The organism is Fibrobacter sp. UWH6 (genome assembly GCF_900142465.1).
Lineage (GTDB): Bacteria > Fibrobacterota > Fibrobacteria > Fibrobacterales > Fibrobacteraceae > Fibrobacter.
Genome location: NZ_FRAX01000005.1, coordinates 158,953 through 178,074, shown reverse-complemented (window position 1 = coordinate 178,074; position 19,122 = coordinate 158,953). Strand labels below are relative to the sequence as shown.

Genomic DNA, 19,122 nt, shown 5'->3' with positions numbered 1-19,122 from the left:
AGGTTAAAGGGAAAAGGTTTTTGCATATCTTGCAAACACCTTTTCTTTTACAAAGAATGTGTGGCAACTGAAAAAATTGCTATTAGTTGTTGTATGATCGATTTCGCTGCATTACAGGACTACGTTTACGAGGATCGGGTTTACGATTCCAATATCCACGGATTGGCCCATTGGCGCCAGGTGGAGTTTAACGGACTTTTGTTAGCTAAAAAGACCAAGGCCGATGTCACTGTGGTTCGTCTGTTTGCGCTCTTTCATGATTCCAAGCGGGAAAGTGACGGCTACGATAGCAAGCATGGCGGCCGCGGGGCTGAATTTGCTCTAAAATGTCGCGAAGAAAAACTGTTCGAAATTACGGACGAACAGTTTGAAAAACTGTATCACGCCTGCAAGCACCATACTACGGAACGTAGTAGCGGTGACCCGACGATTGATACTTGCTACGATGCCGACCGTCTGGATTTGGGCCGCGTAGATTTTCTTTTGGATCCACAAAAAATGGCGACCTCGGCGGGCGCCCTTATTGCAACCAAATCCCGCAAGGAAAACGTTCCGACGCAAAAAATGCGAGATTGGTTGCTTCGATTTGAATTCTAGTTACTTTTCGATCCAGCCGTAGCGACCTTCGAACTTGGTTTCGCTCTTGATCACCTGGAAGGTACAGCTGACTTCTACGCCGGCGTTCTTGGGCAGGGCGGCCACACCTACTGCGGTGCGGGCGTGCTTGCCGTTATCACCCAGAATCTGTACGGCCAGTTCGCTGGCTCCGTTCAAAATTGCGGGCTGTTCCTTGAATTCCGGGTTAGACTGCACAAAGCCCTGGAGCTGAACCAGCTTCAAGGTTTCGCCGTCCTGCAGTAAGCTCATGGCGGCGGCAAGGTTGTTCAGCAGGCAGATGGCTGCGCCTTCCTTGGCCTTTTCCGGAGAAAGGGCGTCGGGCACAATGCCGGTGTATGCAGAAAAATCACCGTTCACGGAGGGCAGCTGGCCCGACACGAAAATCACATCGCCTGCACGAGTGGCGGGTACGTATGCGGCCAGAGGGGCTGCAACGGCGGGAAGGGTCAAACCCAGTTCTTCGACTTTCTTAACGATGTTCTGCATAAGGATCTCCTTGACTTTTACCTCTAAATAATACAAACTTTCCTTTTCTGAGTTTTTCTTTTTCTTTATAAAGTTTGCTTTTTTTATTTGCGGTTCCCCATAAAAAACTCATAGAAAAAGGCGAATCTTTCGATCCGCCTTTTCTATAGCTCTTGTTGTAGGAACACCCAGAAGATTTACTTCTTGGTGCCTTCCATCAGTTCGATGGCCAACTTCTTCATGTTGGTGAAGTCCCACTTGCCGGAACCCAGCTTGGGGATGCTGTCCACCTTGAATACGGATCCGGGGATCATAAGGGGCGGGATGCCGGACTTACGGATGTTGCGGGATAGTTCTTCGACGTCGAACTGGCCGTTTACCAGCAGCACGATTCGTTCGCCCTTCACGGAGTCAGGAACTGCGGTGACTGCGAATTCCATGCCTTCCAGGAGCTTGGTTTCGGCGAGGCGCAATTCCACGGCGGTCAGGGAAATCATTTCACCGCCCAGCTTGGCAAAGCGGCTGTAGCGACCGAGAATCTGTACGAATCCGTCGGGAGTGTGGGTGCCCTTGTCGCCGGTCTTGTACCAGCGGCGGCCATCCTTTTCGAAGACCACGCTTGCGGTCTTTTCGGGATCCTTCAGGTAACCCTTCATGACCTGGGGACCGCTGACCACGATCATGCCCTCTGCGGTGGGTTCCAGGAATTCGTTGGTTTCGGGATCGATAATGGCGGTGATGGAACCCGGGATGCCGAGGCCGATACTGGAGGTATCGTTGCACTTGCCCATGGTCAGGAAGTCATCCAGCAACACGTTGGGTGCGTTCAGGGTGGCCAAGGGGGAGAGCTCGGTACAACCGTAAGCTTCGTAGATGTCCTTGCCGAATTTCAGCTTGAAGGCTTCGCGCATTTCGGGGCGGAGCTTTTCGGCTCCGGCCACGATGTAACGCAGGGAGTCCAGACACATGGGGTGGACCCAGCGGTTGATAACGATGGCGCGCAGGAAGGTGGGGGTACCCATCAGGATGGTAGTCTTGTACTGGGCACAGACGCGAGCCAAAGTCTTGATGTCGGTGGGATCGGGGCAGAGCACCATGGGAACACCGTTCAGCATGGGTGCCATGAAGGTCATGGTAAAGCCGAAGGAGTGGAACAGCGGCAAGAGGCAGGTCATGACATCGCCACGATGCATCTTGATGATGTAGTCCATCTGCTGGGCGTTGGAGACGATGTTCTTGTGGGTCAGCTGAACGCCCTTGGGGGTACCTTCGGAACCCGAACTGAAGAGGATCAAGGCATCGTCGTTAGGCTTTGCAGAAGTAAACCACAGGAACTTGAGCCACTTGGCGGGGAGGAACTTGATCTTTGCGGCATCGAGTATTCTTCCGATGGAACCCAACTTTTCTTCTTCGTCGTCAAGATAGATCATCTTGCAACGGTTGGCGATTTCTTCGAAAGCGGGGTTCTTGCTGGAAAGCTTGGTCAAGAAGGCGCGGGTGGTGACCACCGTAGAAATTTCGGCCTTTTCGATACAACCCAACACAGTGTCTACGGGGGCGGTATAGTTCAGGTTGACGGAGGTCTTGCCAGTGCCGAGAATAGACATGATGCCTAGGGCGGCGTCACGGCTGGTGGGGAGCATAAAGCCGATGTGGCGTTCTCCCTTGGAAACGGAACGGATTTTGCCGCCGAAACGGTGGCAGAGGCGGAGCATGCCGTGGCCGGAAACGTGTTTGCCTGCAGGGTCGATGAGAATGGGACGGTTGCGGCGTTTGCGCATGGCCCTGAACCACAGCGGAACGATGGGCTTGGAGTGATCCATGGCTACGTTCCACACGTCGGCGCTCAGTGCCTGCAAGTCGGCGCGGATCTGTTCTTCGGTTGCCGTTTCGGTCAGAGCCTTGGAGAAGCCTACGCTAACGATGCGGTTGTAATATTGGGGGCGGTTGACGCATTCCGAGGCGTGGCTGTAGCGGCTGCCCCAGAGACCCTGAATATAGAAGGGAATGATCTGTGCGCCGGTATCTTTGACGGCGGCGGAATAATCAAGAGTAAACTTTGAAATAAACGGCGACTTGGAAACTTCACCTTCGGGGAAGATTACCACCACTTCTCCATTGAGCAAGGCCTGACGGATTTCTTCCATGGCGGGCTTGGGATCGCGGCGGTTAATGGGAATCAGGAACTTGCCGTGGAACAGCCAGCGCTGGTACCAGTCCGCAAAGGTATTTCTGTTGCTTGCGATGCGGAGGGGGCGCGGGCTTGCCATCTGGAGTACTGCCCAGTCGATGTAGCTGAAGTGGGGGCCGACTAGAAGGGCGGGGCCACTTTCGGGAATGTTCACGCTTCCCTTTACCATGATACGGTAACGGAAAACATAGCTGAAAGCAAAGCGGAGGCCAGCTCGCAGAAGTGTCATGGGATTACTCCGCAATGTTAGGATGAAGGTGATGATGAACATTACAGACAGAATCAGGAAGCAGTGGTAAACCTGACAGTCGGTAAAGATGAGGAGCAGTGTCTGACCGCCAGTGAGTACTGTAAGAACAATCATCTGGATCATGTTGGATACAGAATGAATTCGTCCTGCCGTGTTGGTCTTGGCCAGATTCTGGGTTGTTGTTCTAAGAATGACAAAGGCGGCACCAGTGCTGATTCCAAGAATGCTGTAGAGGATGCCCTGCAGCCAGTCAATATGAACGAAGGGAATCAGGAACATGACCAGAGCCGATGCGATTGCGGCAAAGGGAATGATGCCTGTTTCTACGAACCCCTTGGATGAACGACTTGCCATGACGGCGCCGACGATAATACCTGCTGCAGTCAGCGTTACTGTAAATACAAATCCTGCCAGGGTCAGGCTGAAAGCGTTGTTTGCGCTGCCGCTGGACATGTGCTGTGCCAGAAGCATCAGAATCTGGATGACACCCCAGAAGGCAGAAAGACCGAGAATGGCCAGGCGGGCGCTGGGAATCTTCCAGGTGGCGGTAAAGACGCGACTTGCGGAACGATACTTGATGGACTCGTCGCGGCGTCCCACGCGGACAAAGAAACTGAAAATGGTTGTGGCGACGGAGGCGCCCAGGTAGATAAAGAGAATCTGATTGAAACCGATAAAACCGAGGTAGGCGGCCAGTGCAACTCCCAGTACGTAGTAAATCATGAACCAGGCGTTTGCCTTTACAAGATCGCTTCCGTCAAAGACTTTCTGCATGGCGCTGAGTCGGGCTGGCACATGGAGCGCATAGCCGATGCCGTAGACTCCAACTAAGCCAAATGCAACCCAGTTGCAATCCGTAACGTAGCAGACCGAAATGGCGATAAGGGCTGCTGCTGCAATGATGCTGGACCAACCCATGGCTCTGCTCTCGGATTGCTTGCTCACAAAGTAGCTTGCAATGGGCATCATGAAAATGCTGGGCACGAACATCCCCACCTGCAAAAGCAGACTTCTCCAGAGGAACGCAGTATCCTGGTAATTGGCACTGAGCCAGGCCTGGAAGTGAACGAAGATTCCCATCTGGGTAAATGCGCCGAAGAATACGGCGAAGAAGAAAGGAATAGCTCCGTGGTATTTATACAGTTTCATAAAAACTCGAGGTGGGTGTTTATTTCTTTTTGAAGACCTTGGCGAAACAGAACGCGCAGAGGGCTATGATGGCTGTCCAGGAGCCAATCATGAAAATGAGACCGCCGGTAGTGAGTTCCATTGTTAGACCTCCATGTTTGACGAACGTTCAGTGTCGGAATTTCCCACAGACATGTTCTGTTTGTGGTGGTTCTTGGGGGGCTGGTCTGCGGGATCACCCTTGCGCCAAGCAAAGTAGATGAGCACGTTCAAGAGAATGGTCAGGACCAGCAAGAAAATACGGATGCCCCAGGTAAAGGAAATCTGACTCATTTCGCAACCCAGGAAAGTGACCATGGCGTCTGCAGGTACGTTCTGCAGGCTGACTACGGCCCAACCGTCGTGGATCAGCCAGGCGACCAGCACTACGGCCAAGTAGATCGGGCATACAAATCGGATAATGAATCTGAAGAACTTGGGAAGCTTGATGGTGGCACCTTCGTTCATCAGGGCGAAGGCCTCGCTCTCCGGATTGCCGTTTTCGTCCTTGACGGTTGCGGACTTGCGTCTGCCCAAGACAATGGAGAAGACGATTGCCTGGATGGTGCCGATAAATACCAGCAGGAAGCTGCCTCCCCAGAAATCGAATTCATCTACGGCACCGGCTGCAAGACCGAAGATGCCTACGAGACCGCCCAGGAAGGTTACGATACTGACAGATGTGATTGCGCCCTTGCGGGTCTGCTTCAAGTCGTCTTCGCAGAAACTGATCAGGGGCTGGATAATGGAGATGGCGCTAGTGACGCCGGCAATGAACAGCATGGCGAACCACAGAGTCTGGAAGAATCCGCCAAAGGGCAGCTGACCGAATACGAAAGGCATGGTCTGGAAGCCCAGGCCGAAGGTTCCGAGCTTTGCGCATTCTTCGATGTTGTTGCCTGCAATAAGAACTGCCATGGGAATCACGATGGTGCCGCCCAGGATGATTTCTGCAAAACCGTTGGTGGCGCCTGCGGTAAGAGACGAGAGAACCAGGTCTTCCTTGGGTCTGAGGTAGCTGGCGTAGCAGAAAACGATACCCATGCCCAGACTCATGGTAAAGAACACCTGACCAGAAGCGGCGAGCCATACCGTGGGGTTGGTAATTTCAGACAGGTTCGGATTCCACACAAAGGCGAGACCCTTACCGATGCCGTCAATTGTCAGAACGCGTCCCACCAGAATCAAACCCATAATCAGCAAAATTGGCATGGTAATCTTGTTGACTCGTTCGATACCCTTGCGCACACCGAAGGAAAGCAGTGCCATGTTGCAGGCGAAAGTAATCAGGAAGAAAACGATGGCGGCAGGGAAGGGACCCAGCTGGGTGTTCAGCATAATATAGTTGCCGAAGAATTCCTTCATGGGGCCATATCCACCCTTAACCACATCCATCAAGATTCCGGTTGCAGAATAATAGGTGAATGCCAGAATCCAGGACTGGATGAACATATAATAGAAGGTAATGAACAGCGGAGGCAGAATGCAGAGGGAGCCCAAGTGCTTTGCCCAGGGTTTCTGACCTAGAATATAGTGGAAACCGCCCGGAGCCGTACCATGACGCCTACCGCCGGCAGCGCGGCCCAGAGTCCATTCCATCCAGGACAGAGGAATTCCCAAAAGCAGGAATGCTATCAGGTAAGGGATGATAAAGGAGCCGCCGCCATTTGTTGCAGCCTGAACGGGGAATCGTAAAAAGTTTCCTAAACCAACGGCAGAACCGGCAACGGCGAGAATAACGCCAATCTTTGAGCCCCAGTTGTCTCTAGAATTGTTCATCGTATATGTCCCTAAATAAATTTGGGGTTCAATCTAGAAAAATGTGCCTCTTGTCACATTTAGGTAATAGCTATGTATGCGTTTTTGTAGTGAAATATTGCCCCTTTTACAAGTGTATACAAGATTTGCGTAAAATATTCCCGATTTCTATGATTTTTTGAATATTTTTCGAGCATACAAGACCTGTTTGACAAAAAAGACTGGCTTTTTAAAAAAGGGATTGGACAAATGATTGACGTTAAGGGTAAATGGACCTTGATTACTGGCGGTTGCCGCGGTGTAGGACGTCTAACTGCCATTGAAATGGCCAAGTTGGGCGCAAATATCATTCTTCAGGGTCGTTGCAAGGCTAATGCCGACAAGGTTATCGAAGAACTGAAACCCTATGGTGTTGAAGTCCGCGCTGTTGGCTGCAATCTTGAATCTGAGTCAGAAATTGACGCTACCCTTGCTGAAATCGACTCCTGGGGCGTTCAGGTAGACCTGGTTTTCAATAATGCCGGTCTTATGAGCCATTATTTCCAGGATTATCTGTCCAATACCATGGAAGATTTCCACCACGCCATGGCTGTGAACTTCTACGCTCCCATCAAGATTGCCTATCATTTCTTGCCGGGTATGATCAAGCGTGGTTTTGGCCGTATGCAGCTCACTACCAGCGGTATCGCCAATGAACCGGAATTGATGGGTTATGCCTGCGCAAAGGCCGCCCTGACCAAGTTCGTCAAGGATTTCGCTGTCAAGCTGAACGGAACCGACGTCATGATGAACGTCATGGATCCGGGTTGGCTCCGTACCGACCTGGGTGGCCCCGCAGCTCCCAACGCTCCCGAAACGGTTATCCCCGGCTCCATGGTGGGTGTCCTCCTGGACGACAAGAAGAGCGGTCGCTGGTTTAGCGCACAGGAATTTACCGGCATGTCTCTTGAAGACGCCGTGAAAAAAGGTGCAGACGTTCAATAAAAGTTCCTCCTAACCCCCAAAAAAGCTGGTGGTGGCTTCGGCTGCCACCAGTTTTTTATTGTCTTCCTGAGTTTCGCAAGGTGTTGATAAATGCGTTTTTGTTGTCATCCTGTGCGTTAGCGAAGGATCCAGTAAAACTTTTATTATATATTTAGCGCCATGAACAAGGAACCTTCCCGTACACAGCTTCGCGACGAAGTCTACACCCAGATGATGGTGGCCCAGGCTCGTCTTTCCAAGGATCAGAACACTCAGATGGGAGCCATCCTGGTATCTCCCGAGGGGCGCGTCATCAGCACTGGTTACAATGGTGCTCCTGCCGGTTTTGACGACGAAACAGTCCCCTACACTCGCGAAAAGCAGTTGTTGGCCTACGACCTGCTGGATGCTGATTCCGGTGAACTCCTGAGCCATCACGAGTTCGAGGCTAATAAGTATCCCTTCATGGTACATGCCGAAATCAATGCCCTGCATTATGCCCGCGGTAAGGTACCTGCAGGTTCCAAGCTGTACGTGATTGGATTCCCCTGTGAAAGGTGTGCTCTGGATGTAAGCCTTTCCGGTGTTTCTGAAGTCTTTGTCACGAAGGACGATTACGATCCTAAGTCCACCTTGAACAACAGTCGCGACACCGCCTACTACATGTTCGCCCAGGCACACATTGTTGTGACTCTGTGCGGTAAACGTATTCGCCCTGTTGTTTCAAAGCCTGCGAAGGCGTAAAAAATTTTCTTTTTTTTGGAGGTTAGTCATGAGGAAGTTATTTCTTCTTTCTTTATTCTGTGCAGCGACTGTTTTTGCGCAGCAAGATGATTCGGATGCCCTGGATTTCGCAGACGAAAACAGTGCGTCTGTTTCTGCACCGGCTCCGTCAACGTATGCGGAACCTGCATCTGCGTCATCCCCTTCCAAGTGCTCGGTTTATTCTCCGTGTGCAAACACCGCTGAATCCAACACGGCATCCGGTCAACCTGTAGCCCAGGTGCAGACGGCTCCTGCCAGAAGCGCCTTCTTCCTTGACCTTACCTTGGGTATTATGTGGAATAGTTACAGTCGTGAAACGGTGTATCGTAGCTATGCCAGCTATTACGATGATTACTATAATCGTGATCAGATGGAGCGGGAATACTCTGGTTTGGGTCCGATACTTGGTTTGAAAATTGGTGGCAACATTCGTGGCTGGGCTGCACCTCATTTTGTAATGGAATTTGGCAGATCTTATGGTGAAACAGAAGAAGAATACTATGATTCCGATGAGAACGAGTATCGTAAGGCCAAGACCAGCGCCTTTAGATTTTTCATTGGTGGTGGTGTGACATGTTTCCTTAGCAATGACCCGCAGTCTGCTTCAAGCGGCGTTTTCCTGGGGCTGGATTTCGGTTTCGTTTTGTCTGCTGCCCAGAAGCACATTTCCTGGGATGACGTTGAGGATGTGGGGGGCATTGATGACGTGGCCGTCGGAATCAAGTTTGAAACAGGATATGTGTGGAGAATGGCGGATCACTTCAATATTGGTTTCACATGGTCCCTGAGTATTGATGACGCTGTTGATGATAACGATAGCGATTATCGCAGGGAAGAATCTTCCATGTATACCGTTGGGTTCGCTCTCACTATCATGAGAAAGTAATGGTGAACAAGTTTTCTGTGTTGGCGGTTCCGTAGGCTATGTCGCCACTGCCGTCATGTCGTTGGATGATAATAGCAGGGCTGGATTTGGTTCAGGTTTCCAGGTTGAAATTCCTGCGTCTCACCCGAGGTTAATGGGGGAGAGTCGGGCAAAGTTCCGCTAATTGTTAAGAAAAAAGTCCGTTGACAGAAAATGTCAATGGACTTTTGTTATATTGGTGCACATGGTAGCAGTAAGTAAGTCTAAGAAAGAAATTGAGTTCCTCTGTACGGAATGCGGCAATACTACGCCGAAGTGGGCCGGAAAGTGCCCGTTCTGTGGTGCCTGGAGCACCCTCAAGGAACATGCTATAGAAAAGCTGGATGTGGCTGCCGGTCGAGGTGGCCGCGGTTTGGGAGGCCCCGTGCATAAGGTGGTGGCCCTGCGAGATGTGGCCACGGAAGATACGAAACGTCTGAGTACTGCAAACACGGAATTCGACCGGGTCCTTGGAGGCGGCTTTGCTCCAGGCAGTCTTGTTCTGATTGGTGGCGATCCCGGAATTGGTAAATCGACTCTTGTGTTGACGACTCTCGCTACCATGAATGCGGCTGGCGTCAAGGCGCTGTACGTCAGTGGCGAAGAAAGCGCCTGTCAGGTTAAACTCCGTAGCGAACGTCTGAACGTGGCTGGCTCCGATATGCTACTGCTCTGTGAGACCAGCCTCGAAAAGATTATTCAGCAGGCAAACGAAATCAAACCGCAAATATTGGTAATCGACTCCATTCAGACTGTGTATAAGGGCGATCTTTCAGGAACGCCCGGGTCCGCGGCGCAACTTCGTGAATGTACTCTGGACTTGATGGTCTGGGCGAAAAACTCAGGCTGCATTACCATCTTGATTGGCCATGTTACCAAGGACGGCCAGATTGCTGGCCCCCGTATTCTGGAACATATGGTGGATACCGTGGTCTATTTCGAAGGCGACCGGAATCATCAATACCGTCTTCTTCGAACCATAAAGAATCGTTTTGGCGCTACCGACGAAATCGGCGTCTTTGAAATGACGAGCCACGGGCTGGCTTCCGTCCCAAATCCTAGCAAGGTGTTCTTGCAGGAAGGCGTTCCGCCTACTCCGGGGAGTGTCGTGTGCTGTACCATGGAAGGGTCAAGGGCGCTGCTCTTTGAAACTCAGGCCCTTGTGAATCAGACTACCTTTGCGGTTCCTCAGCGGGTGGCGGCGGGTATCGATGCCAAGAGGCTCACTATCATACTGGCCCTGCTTGAAAAGTTTGGCGGTATCACAATCGGGGCGTCCGATGTATTTGCAAGCATTGCCGGGGGCATGAAGGTGAACGATACTTCGTCGGATTTGGCCTTGGCTCTAGCTATAGCCAGCAACCACTTGGGAATTCCGTTATCCCGTCAGACTATTGCCATCGGTGAACTAGGTCTGTCTGGCGAAATCCGCAGCGTAAGTCTGCTGGATCAGCGTCTTAAAGAGGCCGGTCGACTGGGAATGTCCGAAGCGATCGTTCCTGCGTCTGGAGCGGATCCGTCCCGCGAGGGTGGTCGCTCCCTTAAGGTGGTCCGCGTAAAGACCTTGGGTGAGGCCATAGCCTGGCTGATGGATAAAAAGTAGATGTAAAAAGCCAATGCTGCTTTGACTGTGAACATCAAAAAAACACCCTGCGATGCAGGGTGTTTTTAAGTTCTATAAAATCCGCTTTGGTTTTAAGAAGCAAAGAAGAAATTAGTCTTCGTCGTCGGATTTTCTCTTCTTCTTTTTCTTCTTGGGCATTGCGTCGTCTGCTACAGAAGACTTCTTGCCTTCGACCTTGATGTCAGCAGCCTTTTCGCCGCGCTTGGTGAAGCCGTACTGACGAGGATCGAAACCGGAGGGGAAGACGGTCTTGTTATCGTAGATCACCTTCTTGGCGGTGAACTTTTCGATCTTAGCGCCATCCAGGTTTGCACCGGAGAAGTCAACGTCGTTCATCTTGGTGTCGGCGTCGATCTTGATGCCCTGCATGTTGGCATTGGTGAAGTTAACCATTTCCAGCTTAGCGCCGGCGAAGCTTACGCCGCCCATCTGAGCGAGGATGAAGTCGGAACGTTCGATGGTGGAGTTGGCGAAGTTGGCCTTGGTCAGGTCAGCCTTGTCGAAAATGTTCTTACGGACGTAAGCACCGTCGAAGACAGCCTTCAGGAGTTCAGCTTCCTTAAAGTCGTTCTTGCTAACTTCGGTGTCGAAGAAAGAGGTCTTGCTCATCTTGGACTTGTTGAATTCGCTCTTGGAAACGGAGCCCTTGTCGAATACAACACCGGTCAGGTCCTGGCCGCTGAACTTCATGTTCTTGACGGTGGACTGAGCGAACTTGGCCTTCTGGAGCTGGGCCTTAGAAAGGTCAACATCGTTAAAGGTGGTCAGAGAAAGGTCTGCGTCCTGCAGATTGACGTTCTTGAAGTCTGCACCGCTGAATTCAGCCTGGGAAAGACCGGCCTTGGCGAAGTTAACGTCAACCAGGTCCACGCCCTTGAAGTTTGCTGCAATCAGGTTACAGGCGGTAAAGTCGGTCTTGACCATGGTGGTCTTGCGGAGGTCTGCACCAGCCATCAAGGAACGAGAGAAGTTGGTGTTGGTCAGGTTGGCCTTGTAGAAGTTTGCACCGGTAAGGTCAACGTCCATGACAGAAGCCTGAGTGAGGTCAGACTTTTCGAAATTGGTGTTTTCGTCTACCTTCATAGCGTCCAGACGGGCATTCTTCATGTTGGTCTGGGGGAACTGGCTACCCAGGAGGGTTGCACGGTAGAGGTTTGCGCCTTCAAGGTTTGCACCTTCGAAAGAGGAGTTACGAATGTCTGCGCCGCTGATGACGACCTTTTCGAGGTTGGCGTCTTCGAAGCTAGCGTCGCTAATCACAGCGTTCTGGAAAGAAACTTCCTGGAGGCTTGCCTTTGTAAAGTTGGGGCCTTCGCCAGTAGCACGGCGGAAGTCGGTGGTGTTCTTGACTGCCTTAGCCTTGCTGAAGTTGAAGCCATCGATACGCTTGTTACTGAAAGAAACGTTCAGATCCTTGCCTGCCCAGTTGTCCTGTGCGAATACGTTCAGTGCAAGTGCACTAACAAGGCAAAGGCCAAACTTTGAAACTCTCTTCATATTCATATATAACATTCCCTTTGAGGATAAACCAGATAACGGATAGCCCTAAAATAACTAAATAATTTGCAAAACTGCAAGACTTTTAAAAAAACTCTATAAATAAAAGCTAACTTGTAGGGCGAAATGAGCAATTTTTCGTCAAAACAGTACGATGTGGTGGTCTGTGGGGCCGGTCCTGCAGGCTTGATGGCTGCCTGCACCCTTGGACGTCTGGTTCAAAAGGAGACTTCCTGTGCTAGACGGGTCTTGCTTCTAGATAAAAAGGAACCTTGGAAAGAGCCTATTTTCTGTGCCGAAGCGGTATCTTCTCGGCGTCTGAAGGCCCTTTGGCCTGTGGATCCCTCCTTTGTTCGCGGAAACCTGTCCGGGATTTATTTTACCTCTCCCAAACGTTACCGCGCCGAGTTTTATAGTAAGGATTGCGGTTATCAGCTGAATCGCTCCGCTCTGCACAAGAATATTGCCGACGAATGCGTCAAGGCTGGTGTGGAATGTCATTTTGACTCCGTGGTCAAGAAGCTGGATCGCACCGAAAACGGTTGGAATGTGGTGGTATCTTCCAAGGGTGTCGAAGAAACCCTAAGTTCTACCCTTATTATAGACTGCTCTGGCCCCGGTGCCAAGCTGACCCGTGGAATCCCCTGCCTCGAGGGCATGGAAGACGGTGCCACTGATCTTGAACCTGCAGTCTTTGCGGTGGCCGAGGGCATTCCTCATAGCCGTGAACATATTGAATTGTTCTTCGGTAGTGAATTTAAGGACGGCTACGGCTGGATCTTCCCCCGTGACGGCAAGGAAGTAAATATTGGTTTTGTGCTGGGGAAGGACGTTCGTAACGAGGGTTCCCTCCGCCAGAAACTTCTTGATTTTATCGCTCGCGACTATCCTGGCTCTACGGTCAAGGCTGTCTACGGGGGCATGATTGCCTGCGGACAGTCCCATAAGCCGATCGCCAAGTGCGGTCTCTTTAAGGCCGGCGATTCTGCCAGCTGCGTCAATCCCATTAGCCGTTCCGGCATTACGGAATCCCTCCTTTGCGGTAAGATTGTGGCCGAGGCTGCCATGGAATGGTTGCAGGATTCTGGCGAAAACCGTGAAGCGATCGAGGCCCGCGCCCACCAGCGCTGGATGCAGGAAATGGGCAAGTCCCATATGCAGATTGCCCGCGGAAAGCCTGGCTTCAACAAGATTACCGACGAGCAGTTCGACAAGGCTGCCTTGCGTCTGTCCAAGTTGCCTAAAGAGAAGCAGACTCTGTTCCGCATATTCTTTAACGTCCTGTGGGCAAGTCCGTCCTTAGTCTGGAAACTCAGGTCATTCCTCCACTGGTAGTCTAGTATGTCTGAAATTATCGAAAAACGTCTCGAGGAAGTTCGAACCAAGTTCGCTGGCTTCACCGATCCCGATGACAAGTGGAAGTTCATCCTTGATCTGGCTAAGGCCCACAAGGGGATGGACGCCGCTCTTAAGGCAGAAAAGTTCATTATTTCTGGTTGCGCATCCACCATGTACCTGGTTCCTAATTTTGACGGAAACCTGCTCCATTTTGAAATGGATGTGGAAGGCGGCACTACGAATCCCCTGATCAGCCGTGGTCTGGGAGCCCTGGCCCTCAAGATTTATAATGATACCGCTCCGGCTGACATTCTGGCGGTGGACCCGAAGTTCTTTCAGGACATTGGTCTAAACGTTGGACTTTCACCTACAAGGTCTAACGGTTTTGCGAGCCTTGTAAAGCAGATTTATTTGTACGCCCGAGTCTTTGCTGCTCTGGCCAAGAAGTAGAAGAACGCGATTTATAAAAGTAAAGGATAAAGGAAAATGTCTTTTAGTTTCTTGAATGGAAAGAGCCCCTTTGACGAGGCTGAAGAACGCCTGGAAGCTGGCGAAACCGTTAACGGCAAGCCTAAGATGCCTGTGGCTCCTGTCATGGGTTGGCAGGATGGTGTTACCCTCCTGGTGATTATTGCCCTGGTTGTTGGTGGCTACCAGTACTATCAGTATGCCAAGCGCACCAGTGCAGAAGCCTTCGCTACCTGCGAAACTCTTTATACTGCAGCTCAGACCGATGCGTCCAAGTATGTCGAAATGGAAAAGTGCTATGAGGCTACCTGGGATCTGGGTTTTGTAAGCGATACTCTGGAAGTGGTTCGCCAGAACCGCCTGGGCGAAGTGGAAGATATGCGTACTGCCCAGAAGGATTTGCTGGCTAGCGCCAATGCCGCTTTCGACAAGGGCGATACCGCCGCCGCAGTCAAGATCGTGACCGAATACAAGGGTGCTATGCTTCTGTACACGGGCGACCAGTCTGAATGGGATGAAATCGCAAAGTTTGCGACTGCCGCTCCTGCTGCCGAAAAGGTTGCAGAACCCGCCGCAGAAAAGGCTGCTGAACCTGCAGCTGATGCTCAGAAGTAATTCTTGTCAAAAGGTTTGCTGAACTGAAAAACACCGCAATGAAATGCGGTGTTTTTTGATGTCCACAATATTTTTTAGGACCGTCTATTTGAGGTTTTGCCTCAACGTTTTTCCAAGTGTATTTCCCGTTCGGTTTCGTTGAGAATGTCGATGCGGATCACGTGGGTGATGCCCGGGTCATTCTCTTCGAGACGTTCCGGCCATTCAATCAGGCTGACACCTTGTTCCAGGTAGTCGGGATCCAGACCCACTTCGTTCAGGTCGGCGCCACCTTCCAGTCGGTAAAGATCGAAATGGAAAATGGGCGGATTGTTGGGGTATTCGTGGAGGATGGTGTAGGTGGGGGAGCATACGGCGCCCTCGAATCCGAGACCCTTGCAGACTCCGCGGCTAATAACCGTCTTGCCTGCACCCAGGTTGCCGAACAGGGCCACCTTGTCGCCTGGTTTCAGGGACTTGCCGAATTCCACGGCCCAAGCATAAGTGGTTTCTTCTGACGTAAACTTCATAATAGTGAACAGTGAAGAGTGAATAGTTTTGAGCGATGAGCAGTGAGTTATGAGTTTTGAGCTGTGAGTTAATAAGCCAGGCGCCTTTGGCGCAGTTATGATAACTCATGGCTCAAAGCTGAATACTCATGGCTGAACAAGGCGCCTTTGGCACGGTTATTAGAAGTTAGTAGGAAGTAGGAAGAGCCGCTGACAAAAAATGCTTACTGCCTACTGTCTACTTTCTAAAAGGAGCCGCAGGCCCCGCCCTCATACCTCGAACCTGAAAGCGAGCTTTGCGAGCGACCTGATACCTGCTACAGCTTGTCCTTGAACTGCTGGTAGGTGAACTTATGGAGCAGGTGGAACTTACCTTGTTCGTCAAACTTGCCTATGCTGGGGTGGCGCACACCGTTGAAGAATGTGGTCTTCACCATGGTATAGTGGATCATGTCTTCGAAGATGATTCGGTCGCCGACCTGCAGGGGTTTGTCGAAGGAGAAGTCGCCCAACTGGTCGCCGGCCAGGCAGGAATTTCCGGTCAGCTTATAGGTGTAGGGCTTTTCGCCGGGGAATGCGGAACCGGTAACGGCAGGGCGGTAGGGCATTTCCAGACAGTCGGGCATATGGGCGCTAATGGAGACGTTCAGTACGGCGATGTCCATTTCGTTGTGGACGATGTCGCCGACTGTGGCTACCAGTTCGCCGGTTTGCCAGCCGACCGCTTCGCCTGGTTCCATGATGACAGTCAGATGGGGGTAACGTCCCATGAAGTCCTTCAGGATGCGGACCAGCTCATCGCGGTGGTAATCCTTGCGGGTGATGTGGTGGCCACCACCGAAGTTGACCCATTTCATCTGGTTCAGATACTTGCCGAAGTGCTGTTCGAATGCCTTCAGTACGCCTTCCAGGGCGTCTGCATCCTGTTCGCAGAGGGCGTGGAAATGGAGACCTTCGATTCCGTCCAGAAGTTCCGGTTTGAACTCGGCTTCGGTGACTCCAAGGCGGCTGAACTTGCCGCAGGGGTTATAAAGGTCGGTTTCTACGGTGGAATACTGGGGATTGACGCGGATGCCTGCAGAAACGCCTGCCTTCAGGGTCTTTTCCTTGAATCGTTGCCACTGGCTGAAGCTGTTAAAGGTAATGTGGCCTGCACAGCTCAAAATTTCGTCGATTTCGTCGTCGTCATACACCGGTGCGAAGACGTGGACTTCCTTTCCCATTTCTTCCTTGGCCAGTTTAGCCTCGTTTAGGCTGCTGGCGGTGGCCCCGGCTAGATATTCGCCGATCAGGGGGAAGGAACGCCAAAAGCTATAACCTTTCAGGGCGCAGATGATTTTTACGCCGGTTTTCTTCTGGATATCGTCCAAAATTTCCATATTTCGGCGGAGACGGGCCTCATCGAGGACAAAACAGGGGGATGGAACTTGAGAATAGTCTAGCATAGGGCCAAAGATAGCCTTTTTTTACACCTTTTTAAACTTTTTTGCTTATGCTTTAACTACATTTAACGGTGATGAGATTTTCTTCTTATAAGCACGTTGTTATTTCGCTGTTGGCTCTGGCTTTTGCCGGAGTGGCAATGGCTCAGTCCGTTCCCTCCAAGGTTGAATCCCAGGTGGTGGCGGCTCCCCGTGGCGCTTCGACTCTTGATGAAATGATCCAGGCAAAACTGGATTCCATGAATCATGCTGTTCCCTCCGTCGGTCCCCGTAACTCTGATAGCCTCGCTAAGGTTCAGGCCGATAGCGTTCGCAGACTGATCAAGGAAGGCAAGTACGTCCAGCGCGCCAAGTACGACAAAAAGAACTTCGACCACTGGAACATCGATACCGTTCTCCAGAAGTCCATGAAGGAAAAGCTGGTGGGCGTGTGGCGCACTCCCATTGTGGCTCACGGTCATGCCTTCCGCGATGCTGAACTCCGTTTCTGCATGAACGATACCTTGATCGGTGTTACCCGTACTTATTCCGATTCCGGTCGTTATCAGATGACTGGTGAATATGTGTTCAAGGCCCGCTACCGCTTTGATTCTGACCGTTCTCTGGTCAGCCGCGAAGTGTTCAGCGACCGTAAGGTGGTCCGTTGGGACTTTATCACCTTCGATATTACCGATGGTGCTCTTGAATACAACCTGAACAAGCTGGAATTCCGTGACCTGAACGATAACTGGCTCAACGCTCTGCAGGGCTTTGATAACGTTCCTCCCGAAGTTTATAATCGCGACGAAAAGGGCTCTGCCGAAATGAAGCGCGAATACGAAAACAGCAAGAAGAAAAAGTAATTGCGGTTTGGGGCCAAGCGCCATGAGCCGAAATTCTTCGAAAATTTCTAGAGCAGTTGTTGGCTTTGTAGTGCTAACACTGCTCTTTCTGTTTTTTGCGGCCCTGACCTTGACCGCCGGTTCAACTTCCATCAGCTGGTCGGACCTGGGGTTCAGGAACGTTCCCTACCAGAATATGGCTGCCCAGATTTTCTGGGAAATCCGCTTCCCTCGACTGGTGGCGGCGGTTCTGTCTGGTGTGGCGTTGGCGGTTTCGGGCCTGGCTTTGCAGACCTTATTCCGTAACCCGCTGGCGGGACCTTTTGTGCTGGGTATTAGCAGCGGGGCTAGTCTGGGTGTTGCCCTTTCACTGTTGGCGGGTCTTAGCTTTGGACACTTTGGCGTGCTGGGGGCTGCGGCGGTGGGCGCTCTCGGTGTGACGTTCCTGGTGATGGCGGTGTCTACCCGCTTTAGAAATTCCACGGTGCTCCTTGTGGTGGGGCTGCTGGTAGGGTACTTCATCGACGCCGTGATTAGCCTCTTGATCGTGAATAGCGATGCGGAATCCTTGCGGGTTTACGTGAGCTGGGGCATGGGAAGTTTTGGACGTCTAACTTATGACGGGGTCTGGATTTTTGCGGCTGCGGTGGCGGTTGGACTTGGGCTGGTGGTGTGTGCCATGCGGTACTTGAATGCCGTGCGCCTGGGGGATGATTTTGCCCGAGGTCTGGGTGTGAATGTACGTTTGGGCCGCGGTCTTGTTCTGCTGGGAACTTCCATCCTGGCGGCATCGGCCACGGCTTTTTGCGGCCCGGTGGCTTTCGTTGGAATCGCGGTTCCTCACCTGGCTTTTATGTTGTTCAAAATCAGCAACCATCGCGTGCTGATTCCTGGGGCGGCCTTGTGCGGTGCTGTGCTTTGCCTGGCCGCAAGCCTCTTCATGACTTTGCCCTTGAATGCGGTTCTTAGCCTGGTGGGCGTTCCCGTGGTGCTGTGGGTGATTATCCGTGGTGGGAGGGGGCGCTGATGGCGGAATTGCTGAAGTGTGAAAATCTTTGCTTTGGGTATGGCGGTTCTGGTTTTGCGGCACCCCTGAATTTTGAACTGCAGCCTGGCGAAGTGGTGGCCCTGATGGGCCGCAACGGTTCCGGCAAGAGTACCTTGCTGAAAACTTTGTGCGGTCGGATTCCCGCCCTGGGCGGAACTATAAAGGTTTGCGGGACCTGTCTGAAGTCCCTAAAAACTATGGATCTTGCAAAGCTGATCGCCTATATTTCCATTAGCAAGGCCGCTCCGGATCGGATGACCGTCCGTGAATTCGTGGGGCTCGGCCGCATGCCTTACAGCGGTTTTCTGGATGGCCGTACTGCCGAGGACGTGAAGATTGTGGATGAATCCCTGGAACTTTTGGAACTTTCCGGTTTTGGGAACCGCTATGTTTGCGAACTGAGCGATGGCGAACGGAGCCGCGTGTATTTGGCTATGGCCCTGGCCCAACAGGTGAAGGTCTTGTTGTTGGATGAGCCTAACGCGTTTTTGGATATTCCCTGGAGCCATCAGCTTTTTAGGACTCTGCGCACTATTGCGGCAGAACGTGGCGTGGGAATTTTGGTGTCGACCCATTCCCTGGATTTTGCAGAAAAATATTGCCAGCGCGTGATGGTCGTTGGGGACCGTAGCGTTTCTGTAGAAAATTGGGAAGGGGCGCGAGCCGGGGGCTTGCTGGACTGGACAAAGGGGGAATAGCT

17 protein-coding genes are annotated in these 19,122 nt (G+C 51.8%); 11 read left to right on the top strand and 6 right to left on the bottom strand.

From position 1 onward, the window contains the following. Positions 1-93: 93 nt before the first annotated feature. The gene (locus BUB73_RS06635) at positions 94-597 is read left to right on the top strand and encodes an HD domain-containing protein (protein WP_073284542.1); all 504 of its coding nucleotides are present in this window, start codon (positions 94-96) and stop codon (positions 595-597) included. On the opposite strand, the gene BUB73_RS06630 is transcribed toward BUB73_RS06635, so the two are convergent. From BUB73_RS06630 to BUB73_RS06620, 3 genes are all read right to left on the bottom strand, one after another. Then, positions 598-1,104 (bottom strand): RidA family protein, encoded by a 507-nt coding sequence (locus BUB73_RS06630; RefSeq protein ID WP_073158084.1) that lies wholly within the window; start codon positions 1,102-1,104, stop codon positions 598-600. A gap of 176 nt (positions 1,105-1,280) precedes the next feature. Beyond that, positions 1,281-4,673: an MFS transporter gene (locus BUB73_RS06625; protein WP_083539672.1), complete on the bottom strand. Its 3,393-nt coding sequence runs from the start codon at positions 4,671-4,673 to the stop codon at positions 1,281-1,283. Between the two features lie 123 nt (positions 4,674-4,796). Beyond that, entirely contained in the window at positions 4,797-6,470 is a 1,674-nt protein-coding gene (locus BUB73_RS06620) for a sodium-dependent transporter (protein ID WP_073284539.1), read from the bottom strand. Between the two features lie 228 nt (positions 6,471-6,698). On the opposite strand from BUB73_RS06620, the gene BUB73_RS06615 reads away from it, so the two are divergent. The 4 genes from BUB73_RS06615 (at position 6,699) to radA (ending at position 10,684) form a co-directional block, all read left to right on the top strand. After that, positions 6,699-7,433 (top strand): SDR family NAD(P)-dependent oxidoreductase, encoded by a 735-nt coding sequence (locus tag BUB73_RS06615; RefSeq protein ID WP_073284536.1) that lies wholly within the window; start codon positions 6,699-6,701, stop codon positions 7,431-7,433. Between the two features lie 159 nt (positions 7,434-7,592). Then, positions 7,593-8,156: a deoxycytidylate deaminase gene (locus BUB73_RS06610; RefSeq protein ID WP_073158092.1), complete on the top strand. Its 564-nt coding sequence runs from the start codon at positions 7,593-7,595 to the stop codon at positions 8,154-8,156. Positions 8,157-8,184: 28 nt separating this feature from the next. Next, positions 8,185-9,063 (top strand): hypothetical protein, encoded by an 879-nt coding sequence (locus tag BUB73_RS06605; RefSeq protein WP_073284534.1) that lies wholly within the window; start codon positions 8,185-8,187, stop codon positions 9,061-9,063. A gap of 223 nt (positions 9,064-9,286) precedes the next feature. Beyond that, positions 9,287-10,684, top strand: coding sequence for a DNA repair protein RadA (gene radA / locus BUB73_RS06600; protein ID WP_073158098.1), 1,398 nt, complete (start codon positions 9,287-9,289; stop codon positions 10,682-10,684). Positions 10,685-10,795: 111 nt separating this feature from the next. Here the strand turns inward: radA and BUB73_RS06595 are convergent, their stop codons facing one another. After that, complete coding sequence (locus tag BUB73_RS06595) at positions 10,796-12,208, bottom strand: pentapeptide repeat-containing protein (protein ID WP_083538120.1); 1,413 nt, start codon at positions 12,206-12,208, stop codon at positions 10,796-10,798. Between the two features lie 120 nt (positions 12,209-12,328). Here BUB73_RS06595 and BUB73_RS06590 point away from each other — a divergent pair, with 120 nt between their 5' ends. Genes BUB73_RS06590 through BUB73_RS06580 form a run of 3 tightly spaced genes read left to right on the top strand, consistent with a single transcriptional unit; the run spans position 12,329 to position 14,623 of the window. Continuing rightward, positions 12,329-13,537 (top strand): NAD(P)/FAD-dependent oxidoreductase, encoded by a 1,209-nt coding sequence (locus BUB73_RS06590; RefSeq protein WP_073284531.1) that lies wholly within the window; start codon positions 12,329-12,331, stop codon positions 13,535-13,537. A gap of 6 nt (positions 13,538-13,543) precedes the next feature. Beyond that, on the top strand, positions 13,544-13,990 hold the full coding sequence (locus tag BUB73_RS06585) for a SufE family protein (protein WP_073158103.1): 447 nt from the start codon (positions 13,544-13,546) through the stop codon (positions 13,988-13,990). Positions 13,991-14,026: 36 nt separating this feature from the next. Further along, positions 14,027-14,623: a hypothetical protein gene (locus tag BUB73_RS06580; RefSeq protein WP_073234864.1), complete on the top strand. Its 597-nt coding sequence runs from the start codon at positions 14,027-14,029 to the stop codon at positions 14,621-14,623. 101 nt (positions 14,624-14,724) lie between these two features. Here BUB73_RS06580 and tsaE read toward each other — a convergent pair whose 3' ends face one another. Next, positions 14,725-15,132 carry a tRNA (adenosine(37)-N6)-threonylcarbamoyltransferase complex ATPase subunit type 1 TsaE gene (gene tsaE, locus BUB73_RS06575; protein WP_073158109.1) on the bottom strand — a complete coding sequence of 136 codons (408 nt, stop codon included), beginning with the start codon at positions 15,130-15,132 and terminating at the stop codon, positions 14,725-14,727. A 296-nt stretch (positions 15,133-15,428) separates the two neighbouring features. After that, on the bottom strand, positions 15,429-16,556 hold the full coding sequence (gene nspC / locus BUB73_RS06570; RefSeq protein ID WP_073158112.1) for a carboxynorspermidine decarboxylase: 1,128 nt from the start codon (positions 16,554-16,556) through the stop codon (positions 15,429-15,431). Between the two features lie 71 nt (positions 16,557-16,627). Here nspC and BUB73_RS06565 point away from each other — a divergent pair, with 71 nt between their 5' ends. Genes BUB73_RS06565 through BUB73_RS06555 form a run of 3 tightly spaced genes read left to right on the top strand, consistent with a single transcriptional unit; the run spans position 16,628 to position 19,120 of the window. Next, on the top strand, positions 16,628-17,395 hold the full coding sequence (locus tag BUB73_RS06565; RefSeq protein WP_073234867.1) for a hypothetical protein: 768 nt from the start codon (positions 16,628-16,630) through the stop codon (positions 17,393-17,395). A 22-nt stretch (positions 17,396-17,417) separates the two neighbouring features. Then, positions 17,418-18,401: a FecCD family ABC transporter permease gene (locus BUB73_RS06560; protein ID WP_073158117.1), complete on the top strand. Its 984-nt coding sequence runs from the start codon at positions 17,418-17,420 to the stop codon at positions 18,399-18,401. After that, entirely contained in the window at positions 18,401-19,120 is a 720-nt protein-coding gene (locus BUB73_RS06555) for an ABC transporter ATP-binding protein (RefSeq protein ID WP_088658643.1), read from the top strand. Before BUB73_RS06560 ends, BUB73_RS06555 begins: the two co-directional genes overlap by 1 nt. Positions 19,121-19,122: the final 2 nt, after the last annotated feature.

Excerpts from the sequence above, each read along its gene's own strand:
- BUB73_RS06635 (WP_073284542.1), top strand. The coding sequence starts at position 94 with ATGATCGATTTCGCTGCATTACAGGACTACGTTTACGAGGATCGGGTT.
- BUB73_RS06630 (WP_073158084.1), bottom strand. The coding sequence starts at position 1,104 with ATGCAGAACATCGTTAAGAAAGTCGAAGAACTGGGTTTGACCCTTCCC.
- BUB73_RS06625 (WP_083539672.1), bottom strand. The coding sequence starts at position 4,673 with ATGAAACTGTATAAATACCACGGAGCTATTCCTTTCTTCTTCGCCGTA.
- BUB73_RS06620 (WP_073284539.1), bottom strand. The coding sequence starts at position 6,470 with ATGAACAATTCTAGAGACAACTGGGGCTCAAAGATTGGCGTTATTCTC.
- BUB73_RS06615 (WP_073284536.1), top strand. The coding sequence starts at position 6,699 with ATGATTGACGTTAAGGGTAAATGGACCTTGATTACTGGCGGTTGCCGC.
- BUB73_RS06610 (WP_073158092.1), top strand. The coding sequence starts at position 7,593 with ATGAACAAGGAACCTTCCCGTACACAGCTTCGCGACGAAGTCTACACC.
- BUB73_RS06605 (WP_073284534.1), top strand. The coding sequence starts at position 8,185 with ATGAGGAAGTTATTTCTTCTTTCTTTATTCTGTGCAGCGACTGTTTTT.
- radA (WP_073158098.1), top strand. The coding sequence starts at position 9,287 with ATGGTAGCAGTAAGTAAGTCTAAGAAAGAAATTGAGTTCCTCTGTACG.
- BUB73_RS06595 (WP_083538120.1), bottom strand. The coding sequence starts at position 12,208 with ATGAATATGAAGAGAGTTTCAAAGTTTGGCCTTTGCCTTGTTAGTGCA.
- BUB73_RS06590 (WP_073284531.1), top strand. The coding sequence starts at position 12,329 with ATGAGCAATTTTTCGTCAAAACAGTACGATGTGGTGGTCTGTGGGGCC.
- BUB73_RS06585 (WP_073158103.1), top strand. The coding sequence starts at position 13,544 with ATGTCTGAAATTATCGAAAAACGTCTCGAGGAAGTTCGAACCAAGTTC.
- BUB73_RS06580 (WP_073234864.1), top strand. The coding sequence starts at position 14,027 with ATGTCTTTTAGTTTCTTGAATGGAAAGAGCCCCTTTGACGAGGCTGAA.
- tsaE (WP_073158109.1), bottom strand. The coding sequence starts at position 15,132 with ATGAAGTTTACGTCAGAAGAAACCACTTATGCTTGGGCCGTGGAATTC.
- nspC (WP_073158112.1), bottom strand. The coding sequence starts at position 16,556 with ATGCTAGACTATTCTCAAGTTCCATCCCCCTGTTTTGTCCTCGATGAG.
- BUB73_RS06565 (WP_073234867.1), top strand. The coding sequence starts at position 16,628 with ATGAGATTTTCTTCTTATAAGCACGTTGTTATTTCGCTGTTGGCTCTG.
- BUB73_RS06560 (WP_073158117.1), top strand. The coding sequence starts at position 17,418 with ATGAGCCGAAATTCTTCGAAAATTTCTAGAGCAGTTGTTGGCTTTGTA.
- BUB73_RS06555 (WP_088658643.1), top strand. The coding sequence starts at position 18,401 with ATGGCGGAATTGCTGAAGTGTGAAAATCTTTGCTTTGGGTATGGCGGT.